The organism is Dactylosporangium sp. CA-233914, from assembly GCF_050942935.1.
In the GTDB taxonomy this organism is placed as follows: Bacteria; Actinomycetota; Actinomycetes; order Mycobacteriales; family Micromonosporaceae; genus Dactylosporangium.
In genome coordinates, this window is record NZ_CP192030.1 from 3,484,345 (window position 1) to 3,510,275 (window position 25,931).

The 25,931-nt window shown below is 68.2% G+C and carries 20 protein-coding genes; 10 read left to right on the forward strand and 10 right to left on the reverse strand.

Features of this window, described 5'->3' with window-relative positions; translation table 11 throughout:
• Window positions 1–58 precede the first annotated feature (58 nt).
• Complete coding sequence (locus ACQPY0_RS16070; protein WP_432989476.1) at window positions 59–1,192, forward strand: LacI family DNA-binding transcriptional regulator; 1,134 nt, start codon at window positions 59–61, stop codon at window positions 1,190–1,192.
• Here the strand turns inward: ACQPY0_RS16070 and ACQPY0_RS16075 are convergent.
• The 3 genes from ACQPY0_RS16075 to ACQPY0_RS16085 all read right to left on the reverse strand — a co-directional run bounded on the left by ACQPY0_RS16075 (window position 1,185) and on the right by ACQPY0_RS16085 (window position 4,372).
• The gene (locus ACQPY0_RS16075; RefSeq protein WP_432989478.1) at window positions 1,185–2,018 is read right to left on the reverse strand and encodes a carbohydrate ABC transporter permease; all 834 of its coding nucleotides are present in this window, start codon (window positions 2,016–2,018) and stop codon (window positions 1,185–1,187) included. The genes ACQPY0_RS16070 and ACQPY0_RS16075 overlap by 8 nt on opposite strands.
• Complete coding sequence (locus ACQPY0_RS16080; RefSeq protein ID WP_432989480.1) at window positions 2,015–2,980, reverse strand: carbohydrate ABC transporter permease; 966 nt, start codon at window positions 2,978–2,980, stop codon at window positions 2,015–2,017. Before ACQPY0_RS16080 ends, ACQPY0_RS16075 begins: the two co-directional genes overlap by 4 nt.
• Before the next feature lie 72 nt (window positions 2,981–3,052).
• A complete protein-coding gene (locus ACQPY0_RS16085) occupies window positions 3,053–4,372 on the reverse strand; it encodes an ABC transporter substrate-binding protein (protein WP_432989482.1) in 1,320 nt (439 codons plus the stop codon).
• 270 nt (window positions 4,373–4,642) lie between these two features.
• Between ACQPY0_RS16085 and ACQPY0_RS16090 the strand changes: the two genes are divergently transcribed.
• Together ACQPY0_RS16090 and ACQPY0_RS16095 are read left to right on the forward strand one after the other, a co-directional pair.
• A complete protein-coding gene (locus ACQPY0_RS16090; protein ID WP_432989484.1) occupies window positions 4,643–7,276 on the forward strand; it encodes a ricin-type beta-trefoil lectin domain protein in 2,634 nt (877 codons plus the stop codon).
• A gap of 240 nt (window positions 7,277–7,516) precedes the next feature.
• Window positions 7,517–9,325 (forward strand): endonuclease/exonuclease/phosphatase family protein, encoded by a 1,809-nt coding sequence (locus ACQPY0_RS16095; protein ID WP_432989486.1) that lies wholly within the window; start codon window positions 7,517–7,519, stop codon window positions 9,323–9,325.
• Between the two features lie 66 nt (window positions 9,326–9,391).
• On the opposite strand, the gene ACQPY0_RS16100 is transcribed toward ACQPY0_RS16095, so the two are convergent.
• The 3 genes from ACQPY0_RS16100 to ACQPY0_RS16110 all read right to left on the reverse strand — a co-directional run bounded on the left by ACQPY0_RS16100 (window position 9,392) and on the right by ACQPY0_RS16110 (window position 12,442).
• Complete coding sequence (locus ACQPY0_RS16100) at window positions 9,392–10,531, reverse strand: acyltransferase family protein (RefSeq protein ID WP_432989488.1); 1,140 nt, start codon at window positions 10,529–10,531, stop codon at window positions 9,392–9,394.
• 397 nt (window positions 10,532–10,928) lie between these two features.
• Complete coding sequence (locus ACQPY0_RS16105) at window positions 10,929–11,873, reverse strand: alpha/beta fold hydrolase (protein WP_432989490.1); 945 nt, start codon at window positions 11,871–11,873, stop codon at window positions 10,929–10,931.
• Complete coding sequence (locus ACQPY0_RS16110) at window positions 11,843–12,442, reverse strand: GNAT family N-acetyltransferase (protein WP_432989492.1); 600 nt, start codon at window positions 12,440–12,442, stop codon at window positions 11,843–11,845. The genes ACQPY0_RS16105 and ACQPY0_RS16110 overlap by 31 nt, the downstream gene beginning before the upstream one ends.
• Before the next feature lie 138 nt (window positions 12,443–12,580).
• Between ACQPY0_RS16110 and ACQPY0_RS16115 the strand changes: the two genes are divergently transcribed.
• Window positions 12,581–13,546 carry a GntR family transcriptional regulator gene (locus tag ACQPY0_RS16115; RefSeq protein ID WP_432989494.1) on the forward strand — a complete coding sequence of 322 codons (966 nt, stop codon included), beginning with the start codon at window positions 12,581–12,583 and terminating at the stop codon, window positions 13,544–13,546.
• Between the two features lie 11 nt (window positions 13,547–13,557).
• Here ACQPY0_RS16115 and ACQPY0_RS16120 read toward each other — a convergent pair whose 3' ends face one another.
• Together ACQPY0_RS16120 and ACQPY0_RS16125 are read right to left on the reverse strand one after the other, a co-directional pair.
• Window positions 13,558–14,283: a MerR family transcriptional regulator gene (locus ACQPY0_RS16120; protein ID WP_432989496.1), complete on the reverse strand. Its 726-nt coding sequence runs from the start codon at window positions 14,281–14,283 to the stop codon at window positions 13,558–13,560.
• Window positions 14,284–14,303: 20 nt separating this feature from the next.
• On the reverse strand, window positions 14,304–15,908 hold the full coding sequence (locus ACQPY0_RS16125) for a PucR family transcriptional regulator (RefSeq protein WP_432989498.1): 1,605 nt from the start codon (window positions 15,906–15,908) through the stop codon (window positions 14,304–14,306).
• 109 nt (window positions 15,909–16,017) lie between these two features.
• On the opposite strand from ACQPY0_RS16125, the gene pruA reads away from it, so the two are divergent.
• The 3 genes from pruA to ACQPY0_RS16140 all read left to right on the forward strand — a co-directional run bounded on the left by pruA (window position 16,018) and on the right by ACQPY0_RS16140 (window position 19,216).
• Window positions 16,018–17,643, forward strand: a complete 1,626-nt coding sequence (gene pruA, locus ACQPY0_RS16130) for an L-glutamate gamma-semialdehyde dehydrogenase (protein ID WP_432989500.1) — start codon at window positions 16,018–16,020, stop codon at window positions 17,641–17,643.
• 15 nt (window positions 17,644–17,658) lie between these two features.
• Complete coding sequence (locus ACQPY0_RS16135; protein WP_432989502.1) at window positions 17,659–18,588, forward strand: proline dehydrogenase family protein; 930 nt, start codon at window positions 17,659–17,661, stop codon at window positions 18,586–18,588.
• 88 nt (window positions 18,589–18,676) lie between these two features.
• Window positions 18,677–19,216: an AAA family ATPase gene (locus ACQPY0_RS16140; protein WP_432989504.1), complete on the forward strand. Its 540-nt coding sequence runs from the start codon at window positions 18,677–18,679 to the stop codon at window positions 19,214–19,216.
• A 180-nt stretch (window positions 19,217–19,396) separates the two neighbouring features.
• On the opposite strand, the gene ACQPY0_RS16145 is transcribed toward ACQPY0_RS16140, so the two are convergent.
• The gene (locus tag ACQPY0_RS16145; RefSeq protein WP_432989506.1) at window positions 19,397–20,818 is read right to left on the reverse strand and encodes a nucleoside hydrolase-like domain-containing protein; all 1,422 of its coding nucleotides are present in this window, start codon (window positions 20,816–20,818) and stop codon (window positions 19,397–19,399) included.
• A 614-nt stretch (window positions 20,819–21,432) separates the two neighbouring features.
• Window positions 21,433–22,431 carry a sugar-binding transcriptional regulator gene (locus tag ACQPY0_RS16150; RefSeq protein WP_432989508.1) on the reverse strand — a complete coding sequence of 333 codons (999 nt, stop codon included), beginning with the start codon at window positions 22,429–22,431 and terminating at the stop codon, window positions 21,433–21,435.
• Between the two features lie 214 nt (window positions 22,432–22,645).
• On the opposite strand from ACQPY0_RS16150, the gene ACQPY0_RS16155 reads away from it, so the two are divergent.
• Genes ACQPY0_RS16155 through ACQPY0_RS16165 form a run of 3 tightly spaced genes read left to right on the forward strand, consistent with a single transcriptional unit; the run spans window position 22,646 to window position 25,910 of the window.
• Entirely contained in the window at window positions 22,646–23,311 is a 666-nt protein-coding gene (locus tag ACQPY0_RS16155; RefSeq protein WP_432989510.1) for a DUF2291 family protein, read from the forward strand.
• Window positions 23,308–24,834, forward strand: coding sequence for a sugar ABC transporter ATP-binding protein (locus ACQPY0_RS16160; protein ID WP_432989512.1), 1,527 nt, complete (start codon window positions 23,308–23,310; stop codon window positions 24,832–24,834). Before ACQPY0_RS16155 ends, ACQPY0_RS16160 begins: the two co-directional genes overlap by 4 nt.
• The gene (locus ACQPY0_RS16165) at window positions 24,831–25,910 is read left to right on the forward strand and encodes an ABC transporter permease (protein ID WP_432989514.1); all 1,080 of its coding nucleotides are present in this window, start codon (window positions 24,831–24,833) and stop codon (window positions 25,908–25,910) included. Before ACQPY0_RS16160 ends, ACQPY0_RS16165 begins: the two co-directional genes overlap by 4 nt.
• Window positions 25,911–25,931 lie beyond the last annotated feature (21 nt).

Consider the following 25,931-nt stretch of genomic DNA (forward strand, 5'->3'; position numbering starts at 1 on the left):
CGATTCTGTCGGGGGATTCTGAAACGGCGGCCCGCTCAGCAATTTTATCGAAAAATCTTTGGCAAGACGATACCCTAGGCGAGGTGACGACGGGAGAGGGGTCAAGGTGAGGACAGCGCCCGCCCAGAGCGCGCCGCAGCGGCCGGGGGCAGAGATCGTGACGATGGCCGATGTGGCTGCTGCCGCTGGTGTTTCCAAGCAGACCGTCTCCAACGTGCTGAACTATCCGGAGCGGGTGCGGCCTGAAACGCGCGAGCGGGTCGAACGCGCGGTGGCCGAATTGGATTTCCAGCCGAACCGCCTGGCGCGGGCGCTGAAGGCAAGCTCCAGTGGGATGATCGCGTGCCGGATCGAGCCGATTGCCTCGGACGCCCTGAGCTCTTGGCAGGACCGTTTCCTGCACGCGTTGGTGGAGGCGGGCCGGGTCTCAGAACGGCATGTGATGTTGTTCGCCGCCGACGACGCGGAGCAGGAGGCGGCCACGTGCGTCCGGCTGTGGCGGACCGGCGCGGTCGACGGCGTGGTGATCTGCGACCCGCGGCCGGACGACATCCGGCCGGCGCAACTGCTCGCAGCCCAGGTGCCGTTCGTCTGCTTCGGCCGGGCCCCCGAGCACGGCGGCGAGGTGTCCTGGGTCGACATCGACAACACCCGTGGTGTCGAGTTGGTCGTCGACCACCTCGTTGACGCCGGGCACCGCCGGATCGGGTTCCTGGGTTTCCCCGACGGCCACCGGGTCGGGGACGACCGCTCGAACGGCTGGGTGGCCGCGATGGATCGGCACGGATTGCTGGCCGGCAGCTACCGCCTGGACGTCCGGGGCCAGGACACGTTCACGAGCGGGGCGAAGATGGCCCGGCACCTGTTGGAGCGCGCAGATCCGCCGACCGCCCTGGTAGCTGTCTCCGACACCCTGGCGGCCGGCGCACTGCAGGCCGTGCGTGACCTGGGACTGACGCCGGGCGACCAGGTGGCGCTGGTCGGGTATGACGACACGCCGTCGGCCGGGGTCATGGACCTGTCCAGCGTGCGCCAGCCGCTGTCCCATGCCGGTGCCGAGATCATGCAGGCGCTGACCCCGGGGCAAGTCGCGCCCGCGCCGCTGTCCGTGCTCCTGGAACCGGAACTGATCGTCCGGGGCTCCTCGCGCCGCGGTCTGAGCCGGCGGCGCGAGAAGCCGGCGACTACTTGACGCCGCCGGCGGTGAGCCCGGCGACGATGCGGCGCTGGAAGAACAGGACGGCGAGCACCAAGGGCAGTGTCACCGCGACGCCTGCGGCCATCTGGCTGCCATAGGGCTGGTCGTAACCGTAGCGGCCGTTGAACAGCGACACGATGACGTTGGCCGTCATCATGTCCTTCTTGTTCACGACGCTGACCGCGAACAGGAACTCGTTCCAGGAGGCGATGAACACCAGGATCGCGGTGGTGAACACCCCGGGGGCAGACAGCGGAAGAATCACCCTGAGGAAGGCCTTGGCCGGGGAACACCCGTCGATTTCGGCAGCCTCCTCCAGCTCGCGCGGCAACTGCTGGAAGAACGCGGTCAGGTTCCACACGGCCAGCGGCAGTCCGAACGTCAGGCTTGGCAGCACCATCGCCTGGTAGGTGTTGATCCAACCGACCCCCGCGAACAGCTTCAGCAGCGGGATCAGCAGCGTGATGCCGGGGAACATGGCCGTGGCCGCGATCAGGCCGAGCACGACCGGCCTGCCGCGGAATCGCAACCGAGCCAGCGCATAGGCTGCACAGGACGCCAGCACCAGCGTGATCACCGTAGTAATGCCCGCCACGACCAGGCTGTTCAACAGACCACGGCCGAAACCGCTGGCCGGGGCGAACGCGGCGGAGAAGTTGTCGAGGGAGACCGGGTTCGGCAGCAGCGAGTTGGAGAACTGGTCGTTGGGGCGCCGAAGGGCGGAGACCACCATCCAGTAGCACGGCGCCAGGCAGTAGGCGACGATGAGCGCCATCCCGGCATAGGCCAGCCAACTGCGGTGGGTGCGGGGTCGATTCATCGGGCGGGCCTCTTCCGGCCGGAGGTGCCGAGGACGTCGGCGCCGAGAACACTGACGAACACCGTGGCCACGGCCGCGATGTACAGGAACAGCACGACCGCGTAGGCGGAGGCCGCCCCGAAGTGCAGGTTCTGCATCTCGTCCACGGCGATCATGGTGAGTGTCTCCACCGAGCCTTTGCGCGGGCCGATGAGCACGTAGGGCAGGTCGAACATACGCAGCACATCCAGGAGCCGGAACAGCACGGCGACGACCAGGACCGGCCGCACCAGCGGCAGTGTGATCCTGGAGAAGGACTTCCACCCGCTCGCCCCGTCCAGCCGGGCGGCCTCGTAGACCTCGGCCGGAATGGTCTGCAAGCCGGCCAGAACCAGCAGGCCGATGAACGGCGCCGTTTTCCAGGTGTCCGCGATGACCACCGCGCACCAGGCCGGGAAGCCGTCAGCGGTCCACAGCACATGGGCGTGCAGCAGGTTGTTGGCGATGCCGTCGGACGCGAACACCCAGCGCCACAGCAGGCCGGAGATCGCCGTCGGAATCGCCCAGGGCACCAGGATCGCGGCGCGCACCAGGGCGCGGCCGCGCACCGCCTGGTGCATCACCAGCGCCATCGCCACCCCGATGACCACCTCGATCCCCACCGAGACGACGGTGAACGTGGTGGTGTTCCAGAAGGCGTTGAAGAACCGTGACGCCTCGTCCCCGGTGAAGGCGTCGGTGAAGTTGCCGAGCCCGAAGGACGTCGTGGTGGTCAAGAAACCGGTGGTCTTGTCGATGCGCTCGCTCTGCATCTGGAAGGCCAGCCGTAACGCGGATACGACGGGATACCCGATGACCAGCGCGAGGCACAACATGGTCGGAGACAGCAACACCACCGCCAGCCGGCTCTTCGTCATCCGTCCGGTGGGTGTTCGTCCGGCCTGGCGGCTGGCCTGAGTCTTGGTGGTAGTGGCGGTGGCCAACGCAGCCTCCTATCAACGACGGAGGCAAGGCGCGCGACGACCGTCGGCGCCTTGCCATGGACAGACTGTCGGCTACTGGGCGTTGACCAGCGCGGTCAGCTTGGACTGCAGGTCGGCCAGGGCGGCATCCACCGACATCGACCCGGAGACCGCGGCGGCCACGTCGTTCTGGATGAGGGCGGTGGCGTCACCGTAGTTGGCGACCTTGGGCCGCGGAACCGCCGTGTCCAGCCCCGCCTTCAACGTCGCGAGGTACGGGAACTTCGCCTGCAGCGCCGGATCGGTGTACAGGTTGGGGTAGACCGGAGCGGTCGAGTTGTCCTCCAGGGCCTGCCGCTCATTGTTCTCGCCCGTCAGGAACTTGATGAAGTCGGCGGCGGTGGCCTTGTTCTTGCCGTAGGCGCTGATCGCCAGGTTCAGTCCACCGAGCGTGGAGGACCCGGGCGAGGCGTCGATGCCCGGCAGCGCGGTCACCGCGAACTTTCCGGCCGCCTTGGAGGATCCGTCGGTCTTGTTCGCCAGATCCCACTGGTACGGCCACTGCCGGTGGAAGACCAGGTTGCCGTCCTGGAACTGCTTGCGGCCGTCCTCCTCCTTGTAGGTCGTGGCGGTCTTGGAGATCATGCCGCTGTTGAAGGCGTCGACCAGCGTCTGCAGCCCCTTCTTGGCGGCCGGAGTGTTCAACGTCGGCTTGCCGTCCGGGCCGATCACCGACCCGCCCGCCGACTGCACGGCTTCGCAGAAGTTCACGGTCAGGCCCTCGTACTTGTCGAACTGGCCGGCGTAGCAGTCCACACCCGCGCCCTGCGGCAGCTTGGCGATCTTCGCGCAGGCCGCCTGCATGTCCGACCACGTCTTGGGAGCCCCGGCGCCGACCGCGTCCAGCAGGTCCTTACGGTAGAACAAGATGCCGGCGTTGGTCTGATAGGGGATCGCGTACTGCTTGCCGAAGTACTGGCCGGTCGCCACCGTCGAGGCGATCATCGAGCTCGTCGGCACCGAGGAGGCCGGGATCTCGTCGATCCAGCGGTGTGCCGCGAACTCGGCGGTCCACACCACGTCCAAGCCCTCGACCGTGTACGCGTCGGACTTCGTCTGCGCGTTCTGCACCAGCTGCTGACGCTGCTGGTCCGCCGACGTCGGAAGCTCGATCAGCGTGACTTTCTCGCTGGGATGTGCGCTGTTCCAGGCGTCCAGCTGCTTCTGCAGCGTGCCGGTCGTGTCCTTGCCGGTGGCCAGCGTGATCGGGCCGCGGTCCCCCGCCGCGCCCGCGCTCGTGTCGGTGCTCGGCGCTGAGGACGAACACGCCGCCAGTCCGGCCGTCAGGGCTATCAGCGCGGCCACGACGGGGCCTCGGCGCAGTGTCCTGCGCGCGATGGTGGTTTTGTCCATAATGTTTCCTTCCGACGGCGCCGCCTCGGTGGGCGTCCGGATGGGGTGTGAGGCGTCAGGAGCGCCCCGGGGGCGCTTTTGACCGATCCAATCTGACACCAGCCCCCTCGCGCGTAGCAAGACTCCGTTATGAATACGTTGCACTTGATGACCCGCTCTTGACAGAGATGTCTCACGATGGTTACGTCCGGCTCACCGACTTTTTTCGATCCATAGCCGCCCTGTGCAGCCTGTGAGCGCGGGGCGCGAACGGAGGAGGGGACACCCCGAATGAACAAGCACAGATCCCGCGCCCGGCTGGCGGCCGGATTGGCCGCCGTGCTGGTCGCGACGTGGGTAACGCAGCTCGCGTCCCAAGCGCCGGTGCAGGCCAGCACCACACAGGTGGACAGCGGCGTGATCGGCTGGGACGGCGACCGGGACGCGGCGATCGTCCACCGCGACGGAAGCTTCGACATCCGCGCCGGCAAGAACATCACCGTCGGATTCGGGATCTACAACAACCCCGCCAGCCTGCAGTGGTTCAACGCCGGCGGCTACTACCCGGCTCTGGTCACGCGGTTCCAGCGCGACAACACCACGGTCACGATCACCAACTTCGGTGACAAGGTCACGATCGGCGGCAACGCCTACGTCGCCGCGTACTCCCGCGTGAGCGTCTACAACCACGACACCGTCGCCCACACCGAAGACCCGGCGCCCTCGGCCCAGCTCCTCGCACTCAACTCGGCCCCGAACACGGTGTCGCCCGGCCAGACCGTCAACCACGACTACGTCGTCGCCATCGACAAATTCGGCAACAACTACCCCTGGCCCGCCAACGCCAGCCTGATCGCCGCCGGCGGCTTCGACGCCCACTACGCCCACATGACGTCGTACTGGGACGCCAAGCTCGCCGGAATAGCCCAGCTCAACGTCCCGGACCCGCGACTGGTCAACGCTTACAAGGCCGGCTACATCTACACGCACATCGTCAAGGACGGCAACAACCTCAACGTCGGTGAAAACGGCTACGACGAGCTGTTCGACCACGACCTGACCGGCATCCTGGCCAACCTGCTGATCCAGGGCGACCTGTCCAACGCGCGGGCCTACCTGCAGACCCTCTTCTACAACTTCTACCCGGACGCGCAGTACAAGTACAGCTGGCCGTGGGCGTTGTACCTGCAGAAGAGCGGCGACACCGCGTTCGTGTCCGCCAACTTCAGCACCATCCAGTCCAACGCGCACCAGATCGCCGCGAACGCCACCGGCCCCGGCGGGACCATGAAGGCGTCCTACGCCATCGACGCCACCGGCTACTGGACCGTCGACAACGAGTCCGCGCTGCTCGGGCTGCTCGCCTACAAGTACATCGCCGGCAAGCTCGGCAACACTGCCGAGGCCACCTGGGCGACCAACCAGTACAACACCCTGCTCTCCGCGGTGAACACCCAGATCCAGTCCACCATCACCGCCAACAACCTCAGCTACATCCCCTGCGCGATCAACGCCCCGAACACCGCCAACGTGTGCGGCAACTCCAACGACGCCAACTGGGCCTCCATGCTGCTGTTCGGCCGCTGGAACTGGGATGGCTATCTGTTCGGAGCCGCGAAGACCGGTCCGCTGGCCACCATGCTCGATGCCACCTACGACTACGGCTTCGCCCACCTGGCCGGCCTGCCCCCGCACACCTACGGCGGCTACCCCGGCTACAGCACCGGATACAACGCCGGCTACGGCGAAGCCGGACTGGCGAGCGCCAGACACCGCACCGAAGGCATCTACGGATACCAATTCATGATCAGCAACACGCAGAGCGCCCCGTTCTCGTGGTGGGAGGGCATCCCGTCGGCCGGCCCGAACAACTGGGGCCCCGGCAACCACGGCACGACCGGCTCCGGCTCCGGCCCGCACATGTGGGGCCAGGCCAACGCCTCCCACGTCCTGCTCGATTCCCTGATCGCCGAGAAGTCCAACGGCCAGGTCATCGTCGGCCGCGGAATTCCCAACGAATGGCTGCGCGGCGGTCAGACCATCAGCTCGACCAACTACCCCGTCGCCGGCGGCAAGCGGATGGGCGCCACCATCACCACCAGCGGCAACTCCGTCACGCTCGCACTGAGCGGTGCCGCGCCGACCGGCGGTGTCAGCTTCGAGATCCCGGCGTTCGTCGGCAACATCGCATCCGCCAGCGCCGGCACGGTCGACAACGCCAACGGCGTCGTCACCCTGCCCGCCGGCGCCACCGGCGTCACCGTCACGATGTCCACCGCGCCGGCTTTCCAGCGGCTCGGCGGTCTGGACCTCGGCGGCTACTGCAAGTCCATCGGCAACATCGGCGGCGTCAGCCTCGACGGCACCACCGCCTACGACTGGAAGTGCGTCGCCGACTCCGGCGCGCACGTCGCACTCGACATGAACGACGCCTGCGCGACGGGCTACCCGTACAACCAGTCCGCCTTCTCCCAGGCCGGATCGCTCAGCGATCCGAACAGCTGGGGCTGCTGGGGCACGTCAGCCGTCCCGCAGCTGCCGCCGGCCGGCCCGATCACCGGCTACGCCGGGCTGTGCATCGATGTGTCGGGGGGCATCAACACTGATGGCAGGCCCGTCCAGGTGTATACCTGCAACCAATCCGCCTCGCAGTTCTGGACGGTGGCATCGAACGGAGCCCTGCAAGCACTCGGCAAGTGTCTGGACGTGAGCGGCGGCCTCACCGCCGACGGCACATCCGTTCAGCTGTACACCTGCAACCGCACCGGCGCACAGGTCTGGCAGCCGCAGTCCAACGGCACCCTCGTCAACCCGCAGTCCGGCCGCTGCCTCTCCGACCCCGGCTCGGGGGGATCCGGCACCCAGCTCCAGATTCAGAACTGCGTCGCCGGAGCCGCCAACCAGCAGTGGACACTACCGAGATAGGCCCGCTTTGACGTTGGCCACACCGCGCAGGCGGTGTGGCCAACCAAGTCTCTCCCGCGCGGCGTCGCGGTCAGGAACACCCGTGTCGGGTCCGCTGGGGCGAGTTCGGTAGCCGCGAGGGCGACTCACGTGCCAAAGGCTCATGGCAACGGTGCCGTATATACCGGGAGCCACAGTCATTGCCCGGCATCACTGCGAATGCGACCATTGATCGTCAGACTTCGATTTATTGGAGACCAGATGCGCAGACTTCTCCCCGTGGTGCTGGCCGTCCTCCTTGCGGCCCTGACTGTTGCCGCGCCCGTGCGGCCCGCTCTCGCGGCGGCTGACGGCTCGCTGACCGCGTCGTCGGTTGCGGTCGGGTCCGAGCTGCGGTTCAACTATTCGACGCCTCGGCCCAATGCGAAGAACTGGGTCGGTCTGTATGCCGATCCTGGTAACGGCCCGGTGGGTGAGGTCTTTGTCGGGCCGTCCACTCAGTGGACGTACGCGGCGTCGGCGAGCGGCTCGGGTTCGCTGCCGACCGCTGGGCTGGCCCCGGGTGCCTACGTCCTGTACTTCCTCTACAACGACGGCTACACGTGGCTGGCTCAGCCGGTGCGGGTGCAGTTGATCGCTGTGTCGGGCACGCTCACGCTGGCCTCGACCACGGTTGCCGCCGGTGCGCCGGTCCAGGTCACGTACACGACCTCGAAGCCGAGCGGCACGAACTGGATCGGGCTGTACCGCAATCCGGGCAACGGGCCGGTCAACCAGGCCTTCGTCGGGCAGTCCGAACGCTGGGCCTACACGGCGGGCGCCAGCGGCTCCGCCTCACTGCCCACGTCCGGGCTGGCCGCGGGTGACTACATTGTGTACTACCTATACAACGACGGGTATACGTGGCTCGCTCAGCCGGTGACACTGCGGATCACCGGCAGCGGTGCGCCGCACTTCCCGACGGGGGCGTTCACCTTGCGTAACGCCAAGGTTGGTGTCGCCTATTCGGCTGCGGTCGGTGGCCTGGCGCAGGGTGACACGGCCGGGTTGAGTTTCGCCAAGACGTCCGGGCCGGCCTGGGCCACGGTGTCCAGCACCGGCGTGGTCACGGGCACGCCGACCGCGGCGGGGACCGCTACGGTCGGTATTCGCGCCACGACAGCCGCTGGGACGGCTGATGCGACGGTGACCATCCGGGTGCAGGCCGGTGCGCTGGTGCCGCAGTTGCGTGCGGTGAGCTGGAATCTGTGGCACGGCGGCACGGTCGTGTCCGGCGGGCTTGAGAAGCAGCTCAAGTTCCTGCTCGAGCGGGACGTCGATGTCATCGGCATTCAGGAGAACCAGGGGACGGCGGTGCAGTCGCTGGCTACCGCGCTTGGGTGGTCGTACTTCCAGAACGCTGACACCGCGGTGGTGAGCCGCTACCCGATCACGGCTACCACGCCTACCGTTGCCGGTTCGGCGGTCGCGGCCCGGATCGATCTGGGCTCCCGGTCGCTGCGGGTGTGGAGCGCGCACCTCGGGTACACGCCCTACGGCCCCTACGACGCGTGCTTCGGCCGGCTGACGGTCCAGCAGCTGCTGGCGAGGGAGGCGTCCTCCGGCCGCACCGGCCAGATCAACGACATCATCGCCGCGATGGCGCCCGACCTCGCCGCGTCCGCGAGCACCCCGGTCCTGCTGACCGGTGACTTCAACGCGCCGTCACACCTGGACTGGACGGCCGCGAACGCCCGCTGCGGGTACGGCGCCGTGCCCTGGCCCACCTCCACAGCCCCCGCCAATGCCGGCCTCACCGACTCCTACCGCCAGGCCCACCCCGACCCGGCCCGCGACCCGGGCAACACCTGGTCCCCGGTCGACAAGATCTTCACCGGCGGATACGGATACGACTCCCACCAAGGCGAGCCCGAACCCCAGGACCGCATCGACTTCGTCCACTACCGCGGCCCGCTGACCGTCCTGTCCTCCGACGCACTCTGGGAAGGCACCCCCTCCCAGACCAACCCGTCAGGCAACGCCTGGCCCTCCGACCACGCCGCCGTCCTCACCACCTTCGCGGTCAACTGACCACACCAGGGGGTTTCCGCACGCCAGCCACGTGCGGAAACCCCCGATCCGGCCGGTCGCCTGAGCTCAGCGGCTGACCGGCTCGGCAGTCTCCGCGGTGTCCGCCGGCTTCAGGGCAACGGCGGGCACCGGGTGCTCGTAGGGGCGCACCAGCACGACCAGGCCGGCCAGCACGAGCGCGAGCACCGGATACCAGGCGAGACGGGCGGCGACCCAGCCGATGTCGACGGGCGCGTCGCCGAGGCCGGGCAGCGTGCCGAACCGGCGGGCGACCTCCGAGACGCCGACGAGCGCCACCTGGTGCCAGCAGAACACGCTCATCGCGCTCAGGTTGAGCACTGCCACGGCGGCCCAGACCCGGGGCCGGCGCAGGAGCCGCTCGATCCGGTCGCGCAGCAGCAGTGCGGCGCCCGCCTGGATCGCGGCGAGGGCCGGGACCATCAGCGACGGCGGGTTCGAGTTGGAGCGCGGGGAGCCGGGCACGCTCACGATGCTCACCGGGTACTCCAGCACGGTGAGCAGGAACACGAACAGCGCCAGGCCCCCGGCGAGCAGACCGCCCGCGACCCGCCGGTCGACGCGCCCCGCCGACCAGGCCACGCCCAGCTGGTACGCGAAGCACCAGGCCGGCAGCACGCTCAGGTACCCGACGGCGGCCGGCTCGACGTCCGGGCCGAAGCGCACCAGGTCCACCACGGCCACGGCGGCGGCGAGCGCCAGGACCACCCAGAGCCCACCACGCCGGTCGAGCCTGAGGGCGTACGGCGTGAGGGCGGTGATCACCGCGTACACGGCCATGAACCACAACGGCTGCAGGAACAGCACCACGGTCGTGCGCGCGGTGCCGGCGCCGAGCCCGAGGACGCCGAGCAGCGGCAGCGCCACGGCCAGGATCATCGTCGCGGCGACAACCGGCCGCCCGATCCGCCACAGCCGGCGGCGCACCCATTCGGCGTCGGTCTCGCCGCGCGCCCGGGCACGGCGGAGTCCCTGTGCCGCCGTGTACCCGCCGACGAGGAAGAACAGGCCCAGCATCTGCAGGAACCAGGTGGCCGGGTGGAGCCACTGCAGGTATCGCAGCGGGCTGTCGATCCGCAGACCGCCGGCCGGGGTCGCGACCAGCGCACCGACCAGCCAGTGCCCACCCACGACGCCGAGGATGGCCAGGGCTCGGAGCCCGTCGATGAACCGGTCGCGCTGCTGCATGACGTCCCTCCCGTCGGTGTCTCGTACCATCGACGATATGAACGATCACGGCGAAGATCGATCCGGCTGGCCTCCCGGGCGAGGGTAGGGAAAGCCCCCTGGCGAGGAGGCTCCGCAGCACCACTGCGGGCAACCCGCAGGGCGGCGGGCCGGCCTGGTGGTGGGGTTGACCCCCGGCGACTGCGGGGTGCCATCCGGATCGCGGCCGTGCTCGCGCTGGGCTGCTCGCGTACGGCCGGCCCCGCCCGGCGGGCGCCACCGGTGCGGGGGACCGCCCTGAACGTGTACCCATCCGATTCACCGCTACCCCGGGCGGTGGCCGAGCGCGGGGAGTTGACGCCTGATCCTGGACCGGGGTGCGGCGTCGATATGTCGCCCGGGCCCCGGGCCCTGGGGGTCAGCGGCTGGCGAGCTCGGAGAAGATCTCCACCAGTTCCGGCCGGTCGAACGGGCCGACGTGGGGTGCCGCGACGCTTCGCACATCAGTCGGGTTGTCAGGAGTGAGGCGGTCGGCTTCTCTGATGAATCGGTCCTGCAGCGCCGGCGGAATCAGCCGGTCGAGCGTGAGACGCACATAAGTCCGGGGAATTCGGCCCCAGGTGTGTGCTTCGCCCCGGGCTTCAGCCACGGGAATGCTGGCGCTCTCGTCCGGCTCGAGCAGGTTGAGCAATCGGCTCACCCCTTCGTCGGTGAAGTCTGCGGCAAGGGCGGCCTTGACGCCTTGGAACACCGCCGGGTCGGCCGAGCGCCAGTTGAGCCGGCTCACCCCCAGGACCGCGGGATCGGCAACCATGGCCGCGGCCACCCGGTGGAGCAGGCTGTCGCTGTTCTCCGGCGTTTCGAGATAGGCGGCCATGTTCGGCAGGTCCACGCAGCAGTACGCCCCGACGTAGACGACCCTGTCGAGCAGTTCGGGGACGGCGTTGCCGACCCTGCTCACGGTGACACCGCCCTGGCTCATGCCGACAAGGATCACGGGTCCGTGGTCGCGGGCTCTGCGTACCACGCCCACAACGCGCTCGACGTAGTCGTCGATGGTGATTTTGGCGAGCGGCGACGGTTCAGTCGCCAGCGCCTCGAGGTTCTGCGGGGCCTGGTACGAGCGGGGGTAGAACGCTTCCTGGCCGTGTCCCGGAAGGTCGATGGCCACGCACCGGTGCCCGCGCAGGGTGAGTTCGCTGGTCAGCCCTGAAGCCCAGGCCGCCGAGGAGTTGGTGCCGTGGATGAACACCAAGGTCGCCGGTCGGCGGTCGGCGTCACGGTTCGTTGTCATGGACGTTCTCTCCTTTGTCTGTTGACGGGTGGTGTGAGTCAGCGGTGCGGCGGACGCCGCATCGGCCACAGCAGCGGGCTGTCCGCCACGCGGACCGGCTCGCCGAGATCCTCGAATCCGTGCCGCTGGTAGAGGGAGCGGCTTCGGGGTGAACTCGCCTCCAGATAGGTGGCGAGCCCGTCGGCGTCCGCTCGCTCCAGTCGGTGCCGCAACATCGCCGAGCCGAGTCCGGTGCCCTGGCGCTGCCTGATCACCCCCATGCACGGGAGGTACAGGTGCGGTTCGTGAACGGGGTGCCGTGGGGCGAGCGCCTGGCCCAGGGCCAGCAATCGCGCGCCGTTGTCACCGAAGACCCCTTCGGGCGTGCCCGAGTTCTCCTCGTATGGCGACTGTCCCGCGGCCAGTGTCAGCCATACCGAGGCGCCCTCGCGACCGCCGGCCAGATACGCCTCGGCGGCGGGATGGGCGAGCAGGGGGCGGTAGAAGTGCGCTTGAAGGAGACCTCGTTGGCCCACCTCGGGGAAGAGCCAGCAGACGAGGGGATCGTTCATGAACGCCTCGGTCAGGACGTCCAGTACTGCCTGCTGGTCTGCGCCGTCCGCCCGCCGTAGGGATGCGTACGGTGTATCAACTGCCATGCGTACACCGTACTTGAGCAACCTAAGAAACCCTTGATTCTGAACAGGACAGGGGTAAGAAGTGCACTAGCACTGAGGTTGTTGCACTAGTACAGTCTGGGGGAGGGCAGCAGCCGCACCACGAGGATGAGGGCTCCGATGGCGTCGTCAACGCAGCGACCGGAACCGCCGTATCAGCAGATCGTCGCGGAGATCCGTGCGCGGATCCTGACCGGCGACCTGCGGCCCGGCGATCGGGTGCCCTCTATCCGGGCGATCGCCCAGCGATGGGGTGTCGCGGTCGCGACCGCGACCAGGGCGATGGCCACTCTCCGCGACGATGGGCTGGTCGAAACGAGGGTCGGTGCCGGCGCAGTGGTCAGTACCCTCGTGGGTCACAAGCAGCCGGTCGGCCCGAGCGTGCCCTTGAGACCGCGGCGCGCCGGCGCTTTCCGGCTGGCATTGAACCGGAAACACGTGCTCCGTGCCGCCATCGCGATCGCCGACGTGGAGGGCCTCGACGCCGTATCCATGCGGCGACTCGCGGCCGAGCTCGGCGTCGGTCCGATGTCGCTCTACCGGCATGTGGCGAACAAGGACGAACTGGTGATGCAGATGACCGACGAAGTCTTCGGCGAACCAGAGCTGCCCGTCCTGGGCCCAGACGGATGGCGAGCCAAGCTCGAACTCATCTCCCGCCGGCAATGGCAGCTGTGCCGGCTACATCTCTGGCTGCCCAGGGCCATCTCGTTCACGCGTCCGTTGCTCGTGCCCAACATGATGGCGCACACAGAGTGGACCCTGCGCGCAATCGACGGGCTTGGACTGCCCATGGCGACCCGGCTTCGAGAGGCGCTCGCGCTGCATGCGCTGGTCCTCACCGTTGCGTTGTCCATGGCGGACGAGGTCGAAGCGGAGCAGGAGACCGGTGTGACGCTCGACCGGTGGTGGCTCGCGCGACGGACGCGGGCCGACGAGCTCCTTCACTCCGGGCGGTTTCCGCTGCTGGCCACGGTTCCCGGGGAAGTGGTGTCGGATGTGGACGGATTGTTCGAGTACAGCCTCGCGCGCCATCTCGACGGTTTCGCCGCCCTGGTGGAGGACCCGGCCCGAATACGCCCGTAGTCCTGCGATACTCACGCGGGGTCGTCGCCGCGCTCGGAGAGCTTGCCTGCGCGGATGAGGACACGCAGCTGCGCAGGCCTGTAGACGCTGACGAGCGTTTCCCCGATCGCCGCCATCGCCAGGCTTCGCTCGGATGGCGCGTGCGCAGCGAGGTTCGCGAGGGCCGGGTTTCCCGCACGTTCGGCGATGATCTGCGCGGACAGACGCTGCGCGAGTTGCTCGATGGTGGCGTCGTCGGCATCGTCGGCCAGGGCGTCGAGCTCGTCGTCGATTGGGTCTCGGCGGCCGGCGATCTCGCGTATCTCGCGCAGCGCGTCCTCGTCAAGCACGCGGGACAATACGGTGATGAGTGCGCGGTCGGCCGCGCTCAGGCGGTCACCGACGGCCGCGAACCCCTCCGGCACGTCGACGGGGGTGCGATGGCGCATGATGCACGCGAGTTCGCCGCGGATCCGCTGCAACCGTTCGATGGTAGCTTCGAGCTCGAGGTCGAGGACACGGATCGCCTCGTCCGGCTGCCCGTCCGCGGGCTCGATCGTGGCGATCTTGTCCAGCGGCAGCCCGAGGTCCGCGAGCCGGCGGATCTGCAGCAGCCGGAGCAGGTGCAGCACCGTGTACTGCTTGTAGTTGTTCGTCGTGCGCTCGGGTTCGTCGAGCAGCCCGATCTGGTGGTAGTAACGAATCGTCTTTACCGTCGTGCCGGTCAGCTCAGCGAGCTGGCGGGTGCTCCACGGCATCAGGGGCGTCTCCTTGCTGGTCAGCCCGCCCGGAGGGCGAGTAGCAGTTGCAGATGGCAGACCAGGCGTTCGACGGGGTCGGCGACGTTGATGCCGCTCACCGCTTTCGCTCGGCGGATCCGGTACCGAAGCGTGTTGGGATGTACGTGCAGCGCCATGGCAGCGGCCCGCACATCTCCCATCGCGTCCAGGTAGGCCAAGAGCGATCGGGCCAGCTCCGTTCCGTGCGTGCCATCGTGCTCGACCAGCGCGGCAACCGCCGGGTCGCGCAGTTGCGCGTTCGCTTCGAGCAGACCGAGCATCTCGTTGAGCAGGACATCCGCGCGCAGGTTCGCGATCGTCCCCACGTCGCGATCCGGCGTGTGCGCCATCGCGGCGAGCACTCGGTCGGCTTCCGAACGTGAGGTGGCGATGTCATCGAGGGCGCGGACCGGCGAACCGACTCCCACCTGCACCCGGATGCCGGTCCGCCGCCGCAGGACGGCGACGACGGCCTCCGCGAGCGTGATCAGTGCCGGCTCGGGCGCGACCGGCGACACGTCCGGGAGCACCGCGTAGATCCGCGATCCGAGCGTACCGACGAGTGCTCCACGCCGGTACGTGGCGAGATGGATCGAGACCATCTTGCTCAGTTCGACCCGGTGCAGCTCGTGCTCGGCCTGGTCGCGTTCGTCCGCCCTGGCCGCGAACGCCATGACGATCGCGGAAGTGGCCGGGTTGAGATCGAGCTGCTCGGCGACGAGTTCCGCGCCGATCCGGCCGCTGATCAGGCCGGTGAGGAGGTCTTCGCGGGTTCGGACGCCCGGCGAACCGCGGCGCCGGAGCAGGTGTATCGCGGCTACCCGCGCGGCGCCGAGCAGGACCTTCTCCGCCTGCTCGGTGAACGGCTGGCCGCCCTCCTGCACCCAGATCGTGCCCAGGTGCTGCCGCCCGGCCCGGATGCCGGCGGCGAGCCGGCGCCGGATCCCGAGCTCCGGGCGCTCCTCGATGTGCACGACGTCCTCGTCCGAGCGCAGCCGCTGGAACACCCCCCATTCCCGCAGCAGAGCCATGTACGGCTTCGGGCCTTGCCACTGGAGGATCGACAGCCGGCGCAGCTCGTCGACGTCGTCGTCGGTGCGCGAGTATGCCAGCACCCGGTTCTCGGCGTCCTCGATGGTCACGCTGCCCGCGGTCAGCACCGCGACGCTCTGTGCCAGGGCGAAGAGGTCACCGTTGCCCTCGTCCGTGCGAACCGCGGCGGCCAGGATCGCACCGTCCACGACCTCGCGGGCCAGGGATTCCAGCTGGTCCCATCGCACCTGGGGCCGTACGACGAGCAGCGCGATCCCGGCCTCCTCCGCGGCCGTGCGCAGCTCGGCGACGTTTCCGTCCGCACCCGCCTTCACGGCGACGGCCGAGGCGCCCCCGCGTGCGGCCGCCCGCACGTATCGGATCGCCTCCCTGCCCCGGACCCCGATGACGAGGATGAGCTCCTGCGGGTAGCTGTCGAGCTCGTCGTCGGGGTCGACGATGGCCAGCCCGCCGACGGCGACGTCGAGGCTGCCCGCCACCAGATCCATGAAGTGATCGCCTACGGCGGCGAGCAGTTGCCGGAGGGTGGTGCCAGGGGCTTCCGCGCTCATCGTGTTGTCCGATCGAACAATGACCTGGGGGGAACTGTAGCCGACCAGCCAAATCGCTCCCGATTCATGCTGCCTTACGTTTCCGGCACACCGAATCGAGAGGTTGTTGATGGACGCGATCACCTTCCCGCCCGCCCCGCACAACGAGCCCGTGCGTGACTACGCACAAGGGTCCCCCGAGCGGGCGAGCCTGGCCCTCAAACTGGGTGAGCTCACCAGCCAGCAGGTCGAGTTGACCTCGACGATCGACGGCCGGCAGCGGATGGGCGGTGGCGATCGGATCGACGTCGTGCAGCCCCACAACCACGCACACGTACTCGGCACCACCGCCAACGCCACCCACCAGGACGCCAAGGAAGCCGTCGCCGCCGCCCTGCGAGCCGCCGAAGCCTGGCGGAGCACGCCGTTCGACGAGCGGGCCGCGATCCTGCTGCGCGCCGCCGACCTGCTCGCACACTCGTGGCGCGACATCCTCAACGCGGCCACGATGCTCGGCCAGTCAAAGACCGTGGTACAGGCCGAGATCGACGCGGCCTGCGAGCTCGCCGACTTCTGGCGGTTCAACGTGCACTACGCGCGCCAGATCCACGCCGAGCAGCCGTACAGCGGGCCCGGCACCTGGAACCGGCTCGACTACCGCCCGCTCGAGGGCTTCGTCTACGCGATCACCCCGTTCAACTTCACCGCGATCGCCGGCAACCTGCCCACGGCGCCGGCATTGATGGGCAACACGGTGATCTGGAAGCCCTCGCCGACCCAGGGCCTGGCAGCGCACCTGACGATGCGGCTGCTGGAGGAGGCCGGCCTGCCACCGGGCGTCATCAACCTGCTCACCGGTGACGGTGTGGCGGCTTCCGAGGTGATCCTGGCCGACCCGGCGCTGGCCGGTATCCATTTCACCGGTTCCACGAGGACCTTCCAGCACCTGTGGGCGACCGTCGGTGCGAACATCGCGGGGTACCGCAGCTATCCACGGGTCGTCGGCGAGACCGGCGGCAAGGACTTCGTCGTCGCGCACGCCTCCGCCGACGTCGACGTGCTCCGCACCGCGCTGGTCCGGGGCGCGTTCGAGTACCAGGGGCAGAAATGCTCCGCCGCCTCGCGTGCGTACGTTCCGCGCTCGGTGTGGAATCGCCTCAAGGACGATCTGGTGTCCGAGGTCGAGTCGCTGACGGTAGGCGACGTCACCGACCTGCGCAACTTCATGGGAGCCGTCATCGACCGCCGCGCGTTCGACCGGCTCACCGGCGTGCTGCGCATGGCCCACGAGTCCCCCACCCTGAGCGTCATCGCCGGCGGCACGGCCGACGACACCCACGGGTTCTTCGTCCGGCCGACGGTCGTCGTCGGCGAGGACCCCACGCACGAGGTGTTCGCCGACGAGTACTTCGGCCCGGTTCTCGCGGTGCACGTCTACGACGACGCCGACTACGACCGGACGCTCCAGGAGATCGACCGCCGCAGCCAGTACGGGCTGACCGGTGCGGTCATCGCGCGGGACCGCTCCGCCGTACTGCGGGCGAGCCAGGCGCTGCGCTTCGCCGCCGGCAACTTCTACGTCAACGACAAGCCGACCGGCGCCGTCGTGGGCCAGCAGCCCTTCGGTGGCGCTCGGGGCTCGGGCACCAACGACAAGGCGGGCGCCACCTACAACCTCATGCGCTGGGTCAGCCCCCGCGTCATCAAGGAGAACTTCCGTCCACCGGTGGTGTCCACCCACCCGCACCAGGGCTGACAGGCAGGTAGCCACATGCTTCGCTCCGCACTGCTGGCCGGGGCCCGATCGGCCCGTTGCCGTACGGTCGTCGAACGCACGCCGATGATGCGCCCCATCGTGGACCGCTTCGTCGCCGGGACCACGGTGGACGATGCCATCCACACCGCACACGTCATCACGGCGGACCGGCTGGTCTCACTCGACCACCTCGGCGAGGAGGACACAACCGACCCCGGCCAGGCCGCGCGCAACGTCGAGGCGTACCGGATCGCACTGCGCCGCCTCGGCGACGAGGGCCTGGCCACGAAGGCGGAGGTCTCGGTGAAGCTCTCCGCGCTCGGCAAGGCCGTGTCCACCGACGGCGACAAGATCGCACTGGACAACACCCGGCTGATCTGTGTCGCCGCGGACGCCGCCGGCACGATCGTCACCGTCGACATGGAAGACCACACCATGACCGACACGACCCTGTCGATCGTGCGAGAACTGCGCAAAGACTTCCCGTCGACCGGTGTGGTGCTGCAGGCATACCTCAGGCGCACCGAGGCGGACTGCGCGGACCTCGCGTACCAGGGTTCGCGGATCCGCCTGTGCAAGGGCGCCTACAAAGAGCCCGCCTCGGTCGCCTACCAGAACAAGTCCGAGGTGGACGCGTCATACGTGCGGTGCCTGCGGATCCTGATGGAGGGCAAGGGATACCCGATGGTGGCCAGCCACGACGCTCGGATGATCCGAATCGCCGAGGAGCTGGCCATCCGTACCAACCGTTCGGCCGAAGACTTCGAGTTCCAGATGCTCTACGGGGTGCGACCGCGCACGCAGCAGGAGATCGCGGCCCGAGGCTTCCGGATGCGGTCCTACGTGCCGTTCGGCACCGAATGGTATCCGTACTTCATGCGACGGCTGGCTGAGCGGCCGGCGAACCTGACCTTCTTCCTGAACTCGCTCGTGCATCGGAACTGACGAGCTGTGGAGCTTCGGAGCGGGCGGCTGAACCCGGGCAGAATGACAAGACTGTTTCTCTCGAGGTCGGACGACTAGTTTCTGGATCGTGAACAATGAAGTGATCATCCTGACTGGGCCGCCCGCCGCAGGAAAGACGACCGTGGCCGAACTCCTCGCTGCCAACGCGAGCGTCCCGACGGTTCATTTGACGACCGACCTGTTCTACCGCTCGATCCGCACTGGATTCGTCCTCCCGTTCCTGCCTGAAGCGCAACGGCAGAACGAGGTGGTCATCGAGGCGATCGTCGGCACTGTCGCGACGTTCGCCCATGGCGGTTACGACGTCGTGGTCGATGGGATCGTCGGGCCGTGGTTTCTGCCGCCGTTTCGCGCGCTCTGCGAGAGCGACGATCTGACGGTGTCGTACGTAGTCCTCCGCCCAGATCTCGACACCACGTTGTCGCGCGCGAAGGAACGCGTAGGGGACGAACTCAAGGATGTTGACGCGATCACCGGCCTGCACAGCGCATTTGCACAGCTCGGGAAACTCGAGCACCACGCGATCGACACGGGCGAGCTCAACGCGGAGCAGACGAGCGCCGAGGTCCGGCGCGTCCTCGCTTCAGGCGAGTACCGACTTGGGTAAACCGGCACGTCCGGTCCACGCCTTGCAAGTGCCGCTCAGTGACGCAAACGTCAGCGCGCGAGTGCGCGCTCATTGCCTGCGTGATCACGGAAGATGCCTGGTCGATCGCAAGATCGACCAGGCATCTGCACAGCCTGTTTACGTGATCACAAGCACCGATCGGATCGGAAGGAGGCTCAGCTACTTCACCGTCACGACGATCTGGCCGTAGCGGGTCAACGATGGCGTCCCGCTGTCCGACACTGCGGCAATGACGACGATCCGCTGACCTGGCGTCGCGGAAGCCGGGATCTTGATGGTTGCCGTCGAGCGGTTGCCCGAGAGCGTCGGCGTGCCGGTAACCGTGCTCGCCTCCGTGTACACGGACCACTCGGTCTTCAGGGCATCACGGTCGGGATCGCTCGCGTCGACGCGCAGCTGCACAGTTTGACCCGGGCGACCCTGTAGGGAAACGCTTGGCACCGATACCTTCGGCGCGTGGTTGGCATCCGAATAGCGATCGGTGATCCCCCAGTCCGCTCGCGCGGCGAAGTCGTTCCCGATCGCGGGCATGAACCGGGCGATCGAGTAGGTCCCGTCAGACTTGTTGGTGTTCGGGTTGAGGTCCGCGACGCCGGAGTAGTAGCCAGGCGTGGTCGACGGGTTCAACCGGCCGCCCCAGCCCCCAAGACTTGGATCCTGTACCCCACGAAGACCAGTCGGTACCAGGAACATGAATGACGGGCTGTCACCCTCACTGGTCCAGTCCAGCCGCTGATAGCCGCCCCTGGAGTTGAACATCTTCCACGTGGACAGATCCTTGGCCTGGCCCGGCTGCCAGCCCAGGTTGTTCCCCTCGCCGGCGATGTAGGTGCCGTCGCCAATCAACCCGTAGTGGTCCAACACGGCGCCGTGGCCGTACTTGATGTTGGTCGCCCAGAAGGACGCCTGGTAGTACGGCTTGATCGCTGCGGGTGCGTTGTCCTTGGCAAAGGATGTAAATCCACCGAAGACGGTTCCTAAGTCGAGCACCTTGACACCCGGCCACGACTTGGAGATGTAGTCGTTATAGGCGTTGTCCTGCTGGCCGATCGTGGCGATGACGGCCTTCTTGTTGACTTTGGCCTGGATCGTGGCCCAGTCCGCTGTGCCTTTGTACTGCTGCTCGATGGACTTCAGCGCCCGGGCGATCGTGTTGGTGCCGCCCCACGCCTCCAGGTACAGGGGCCTCTGATCGGCGTCGAGCAGGGCGTTCTTGATCAGGTTCGAGCCGGGGGTGTCTTCGTGGAAGTCATTCTCCCACTTGGTGTTCCCGACGGCGATCTTCGACCAGAGTTCGGCGGGGCTGGGGTAGTTGGGGTCGTGCTTGACGAGGTTCGGATAGACCTGGTTGTAATCCTCGGTGACCTTCTCCTCCATCCATCCGAGCGGTTCCCATCGCCACGTCTTGGCGTCGTCGGACCGGGCCGGGCTTCCTGCCGTCTCGCCCTTGAAGCTCGTGATGAGGCCCAGTTCCTTGGCCTGCTTGAGCGTGTGCTCCCCGTCTCCCTGCCAGTGATGGACCGATGAGCCGTAGACCAGGCCCACGATATCCAATTCGTTCGTGTAGTAGAGCAGCCGCATGAATGAATTCATGTCGTCTGATTCGGAATCCGTTGTCACGATTGTTCGTGGCAAGGACTGTCGATCGACGACGGGCGGAGGCGTGCCTTCGGCTGTGCCGGTTGCGGCGTACGTAGCCGCTCCGCTCCCGCCGATGAGGAGCCCGCTGGCGAGCGCGAGTCCGGCGAGGCGCCGGTACACCCTTCGTCGACTACTGGACGTAGTCATGTGGCGTCGACCTCCCTGCATTTCTATTCACTGGCGGATAAACATGTGGGAGGAATCATCGGCCGGGAGTTCTGCGCTGTCAACGGTCGGAAATGGTCTCGTTATGAGACGGCAACATGCCTTGAGGTCCGCGACCGCGGAGTGTGCGAGCTGATCCACTGGACGCCGGCGCGGTAACGGCTCCAACGACGACCGCCGACTCGACGACGGCGAGCGTCAGCGATGCCCGGTCGCCCGGGTGGGCTACGGGCCCGGTCGAACGTGGCCTCGGTCATCGGCCTTGGCGCGTGCCGTCACCGCGTGGGGCCTGTCACTTGGTCGGCGTGGTCCAGTAACGAGGCCGAGGTCGGCCCGCCACTGTGATCCACGATCGTGCTCGACGGGCGGTTCCCGGGGTCGGTGAGGCTTCAGTCGCGTACGAGTTCGGCGGCGGTGGCCTGGTCGGTGATGAGTACGTTGAGCCAGCCGCCGCGCAGTGCGGCGCGGATGGCGCGCCACTTGCGTTCGCCGCCGGCCACGCCGATGCGGCGGGGCACTTTCTTCAGGGTTTCGGCGCTGATGCCCAGGACTCGGTCGTCCAGTTCGGAGTCGATGTGCTGGCCGTGTTCGTCGAAGAAGCGCATGCAGACGTCGCCGATCGCGTCGAGTTCGCGCAGTCGCTGCTCCTCCTGGGTGGCGATCGCGTTGCCGCTCTGCCGGAGCAGGGTGGAGGGTTCGAGGCTGCCCACGCCGACGAGTGCGACGGTCAGGTCCTGCCAGGCGTCCAGCACCGCCGCGATGCTCGGCTCGCGCACCAGTGCGTGGCGCATCTCGGCCGTCGCCACGTGACCGGGGGCGACGAGGTAGACGGCCTCGGCGCGGGTGTGGCGGGCGAGGCCGCCGGTGAGCCGGGTCGCCTGGCTCTGCGCGGCGCTCGTGCCCACGCCACCGAGGATCTGCACCACCCGGTCGGCGGCCAGGCCGGGTGCCGAGTGCATGGCGTCGACGGTGGCGAGCAGCGTCGCACTCCACGAGGAGATCCCGACCCGGTCGCCGCGGTTGAGTGTGGTCTCCAGGTACACGGCGGCGGCCGCGGCGATCGCGTGGGTCACCGCGATCTCGTCGGTCTGCCCGGCAGTGTCGGCGACCACGACCTCGCTCAGCCCGTATCGCTGCTCGACGGCGTCCTCCAGCTCCGCGTGGACGCCACGCGGGGTGATCACCACGGTCCGTACGATGCCGGCGGCCACGGCCTGTTTGAGCAACCGGGACACGCGTGGCTGGGAGATGTGCAGCAGCTCGGCGATGCGTGGCTGCCGTACACCGCGCTCGTGGTACATCCGGGCGACCTTGGTCAGCAACCGGATGTGTTCGGCGGCAACCGCGTAGGGCTCCCCGCCGTCAGTCGGGCCGGGCCTCGGGCTCACTGGTGCCTCCTCCACGTCGTCTGCGAAGCGTAATCGGGCCGGGACAGCCCGCGCCGCGCGGGGAAAGGCGCCTCGGCGCCCTGGAACGCTTGACCGCCGCCGCCAGCTGGCGAATGAGCCACGGAGGCGATTCTGGGAGCTCAACCCGTTGACAAACTGGTTGCTCAGCGTTCACAGTACAGGCATGTCCAATCACAACTGAATGGATATTCACATGAAGGTGACTCTTCTGCTGCGGTACACGCTCGCAGGCCTGCTCGTTCTGCTAGGGCTATCGGCGTGCGCCCGTATGCCAGGGGTGTACGTCTACGAACCTCAGCCCGCCGGCGGCAAGACCAATGGCGCGTCGGCGTTCGATGCCAAGGTCTATGTCGACGGCATCTGGGCGTCGAAGATCGTGCCGACCGTGCACGAGCACGCCGTCGACATCACCACCGTCGCGGCGGCTGTGGCCCAGGACGTCAACGCGGCCGGCAAGCAGTACGGTCACCAGGCCGGCACCGGCAGCCCGTATGCCTTTCTGGTGAAGGGCAGTGGCACGGTGGCCAAGGTCGACACGTCCGCGCCGACCGGGCCGGTGACCGTCGAGATCGCCCGGGACGGCGGTCAGCCGCTGACGCTGTACGTGGCCACGGGGCCGGTCATCGCGGGCACGGCGATCCGCGACGGGGTCGGCTTCATCTCCTTCGGCGACTTCACCAACCAGATCGCCTACGCCGACGTGGCCAACCAGATCAACAACCGGGTCAAGACCGACGTGGTGGCCAAGGTCGATCGCGCCGGCCTCACCGGTAAGACGATCACGTTCTACGGAGCGTTCTCGGCCCTGGCCCCGGGCCAGATCATGGTGGTCCCGACCGAGTTGCAGGTCGCGCCGTGACGGCCGTCGACGAGGTCCTCGTCGCGCGCGGGGTGGGTAAGGAATACGGCGGCGTGCGGGCCCTCAAGGACGTGACGTTCAGCGCGTACCGCGGGAAGGTCAACGTGCTGGTCGGCGAGAACGGTGCCGGCAAGTCGACCCTGATGAAGATCCTGTCCGGCACTGAGCAGCCGACGCGTGGGCAGATCCTGCTGGACGGCGAGCCCGTGCAGCTGCCCAGTCCGCGGGCGGCGATGGCACGGGGTATCGAGATCATCCATCAGGAGCTCAGCCTCTTCCCGAACATGTCCATCGCCCGGAACATGTTCGCCGGCCGCGAGCTGCGCCGGGGACGCCGGTTCGTCGACGACCGCGCGCAGCGGCGCCGCACAGCGGAGATCCTGCGCCGGCTGGGTCAGGACCTCGATCCCGACATGCTCGTCGGTGACCTGCCCATCGGTCAGCAGCAACTGGTGGAGATCGGCCGGACCCTGCTCTCCGACGTCCGCGTCCTGATCATGGACGAGCCGACGTCGGCCCTGTCGAACAACGAGGTCGACGTCCTGTTCGACGTGATGGCGGACCTGCGCAAGCGCGACGTGACGATCATCTACATCTCGCACAAGCTCGACGAATTCCGCCGCATCGGTGACTGGGTGACCGTCCTGCGCGACGGAAACGTCGTCGCCCACGAATCCATGAGCAACACCGACACCGGGTGGATCGTGCGGCAGATGGTCGGGCGGGACCCCGACTCGCTGTACGAGCACAACAGCACGCCGGTCGGTGACGTCTTGCTCGACGTACGCCATCTCACCGTGCCCGGGCCGGTGCGCCCGCTGGTCGACGACGTGTCGTTCACCGTGCGTGCCGGGGAGGTCGTCGGCATCTACGGGCTGATGGGCGCCGGACGTACCGAGCTCGTCGAAGCGCTGATGGGCGTGCGCGGCACCACCAGCGGCGAGGTGCGCGTGCGGGGCGAGCTCGCGCCGGAGCCCACCGTGCAGGCGCGCATGGCCGCCGGGCTGGCCCTGGTGCCGGAGGACCGGCAGCGCGACGGCCTGGTGCAGACCATGTCCGTGCGCGACAACATCCTGCTCGCCACGGTCGACCGGCTCAGCCGCGCCGGAGTGCTCCCCGCATCGGCCGAGCAGCGCATCGCGGCCGGCCAGGTCAGCGAGCTGAGCATCAAGGTCCCGGGACTGGCCGCCGCGGTCACCGCCCTCAGCGGCGGCAACCAGCAGAAGGTCGTGCTCGCCCGGGCGCTGCTCACCGAGCCGGTCGTACTGCTGCTCGACGAGCCGACCCGGGGCATCGACGTGGGCGCCAAGGCGCAGATCGCCGCCCTGATGTCCCGGCTGGCCGCCGACGGCCTGGGCGTGCTGTTCATCTCCTCGGAGCTCGCCGAGGTGATCGCCATGGCGAACCGGGTGCTGGTGATGGCCCGGGGCCGGATCACGGCCGAGTTCACCGCCGCGAACGTCACCGAGGAGGCCCTGGTCGGCGCCTCCGCATCCGACAGGGTCCTGGAGGGACAGCCATGATCGACGCCGATGTCGCGAAGTCCGATCCCGTCGCGCCGGAGCGACAACCACCCGCCTCGAGCTCGCGGCTGGCCTCGGCGGCCCTGCTCCTGCTGCGCGGACGGACGCTGATCGTGCTGGTGGCGCTGGTGATCGTATTCAGCGCCATCTCGTCGGAGTACCTGACCCAGAGCAACCTGATCCTGATGACCAAGCACGTGGCGATCAACGCCATCCTGGCCATCGGCGTCACCTTCGTCATCCTGACCGGCGGCATCGACCTGTCCGTCGGCTCGATCGCCGGGCTGGCGAGCATGGTCGCCGGCGGGCTGCTGTTCAAGGGCCTGGACGTGCCGGGCGGGACGCTGTTCTTCTCCGTCGCGGTGGTCATCGTCGTCGGCATCGCCGTCGGCGCGCTGGTCGGCGCCGTCAACGGGGCGCTGGTCACCCGGTTCAAGGTGGCGCCGTTCATCGCCACGCTCGGCATGCTCTACGTCGCCCGGGGCGCCGCGCAGCTGCTGAGCAACGGCGGCACCTTCCCCGACCTGGCCGGCACGCCCGAACGCGGCAACGAGGGCTTCCACGTCATCGGTGTGGACAGTCTGCTCGGCATCCCGGTCGCGGTGTGGATCATGGTGGCCGTCGCCGTGGCGGCGATCGTCGTGACCACCCGTACCCCGTTCGGCCGGCGGGTCTTCGCCGTCGGCGGCAACGAGCGCGCGGCGGTACTGTCCGGCATCCGGGTCAAGCGCATCAAGATCGCCGTGTACGTGATCTCCGGTGGCTGCGCCGCGCTCGCCGGTCTGCTGCTCACCTCCGAGCTCGGGGCCGCGTACCCCGACACCGCCACCACCTACGAGCTCAACGCGATCGCCGCGGCCGTCCTGGGCGGCACCGCCCTCAGCGGCGGGCGCGGCACGATCATCGGCACGGTCATGGGGGCCTTCGTCATCGGCTTCCTCAGCGACGGCCTCGTCCTCGTCGGCGTCTCCACCTTCTGGCAGTCGGTCGTCAAGGGTGCCGTGATCATCTTCGCGATCATCGCCGAGCAGGCACAGCAGGGGCTGCAGACGCGGCTCGCCAAACGCGCCGCCTGATCGGCACCGTCACCACCTCGT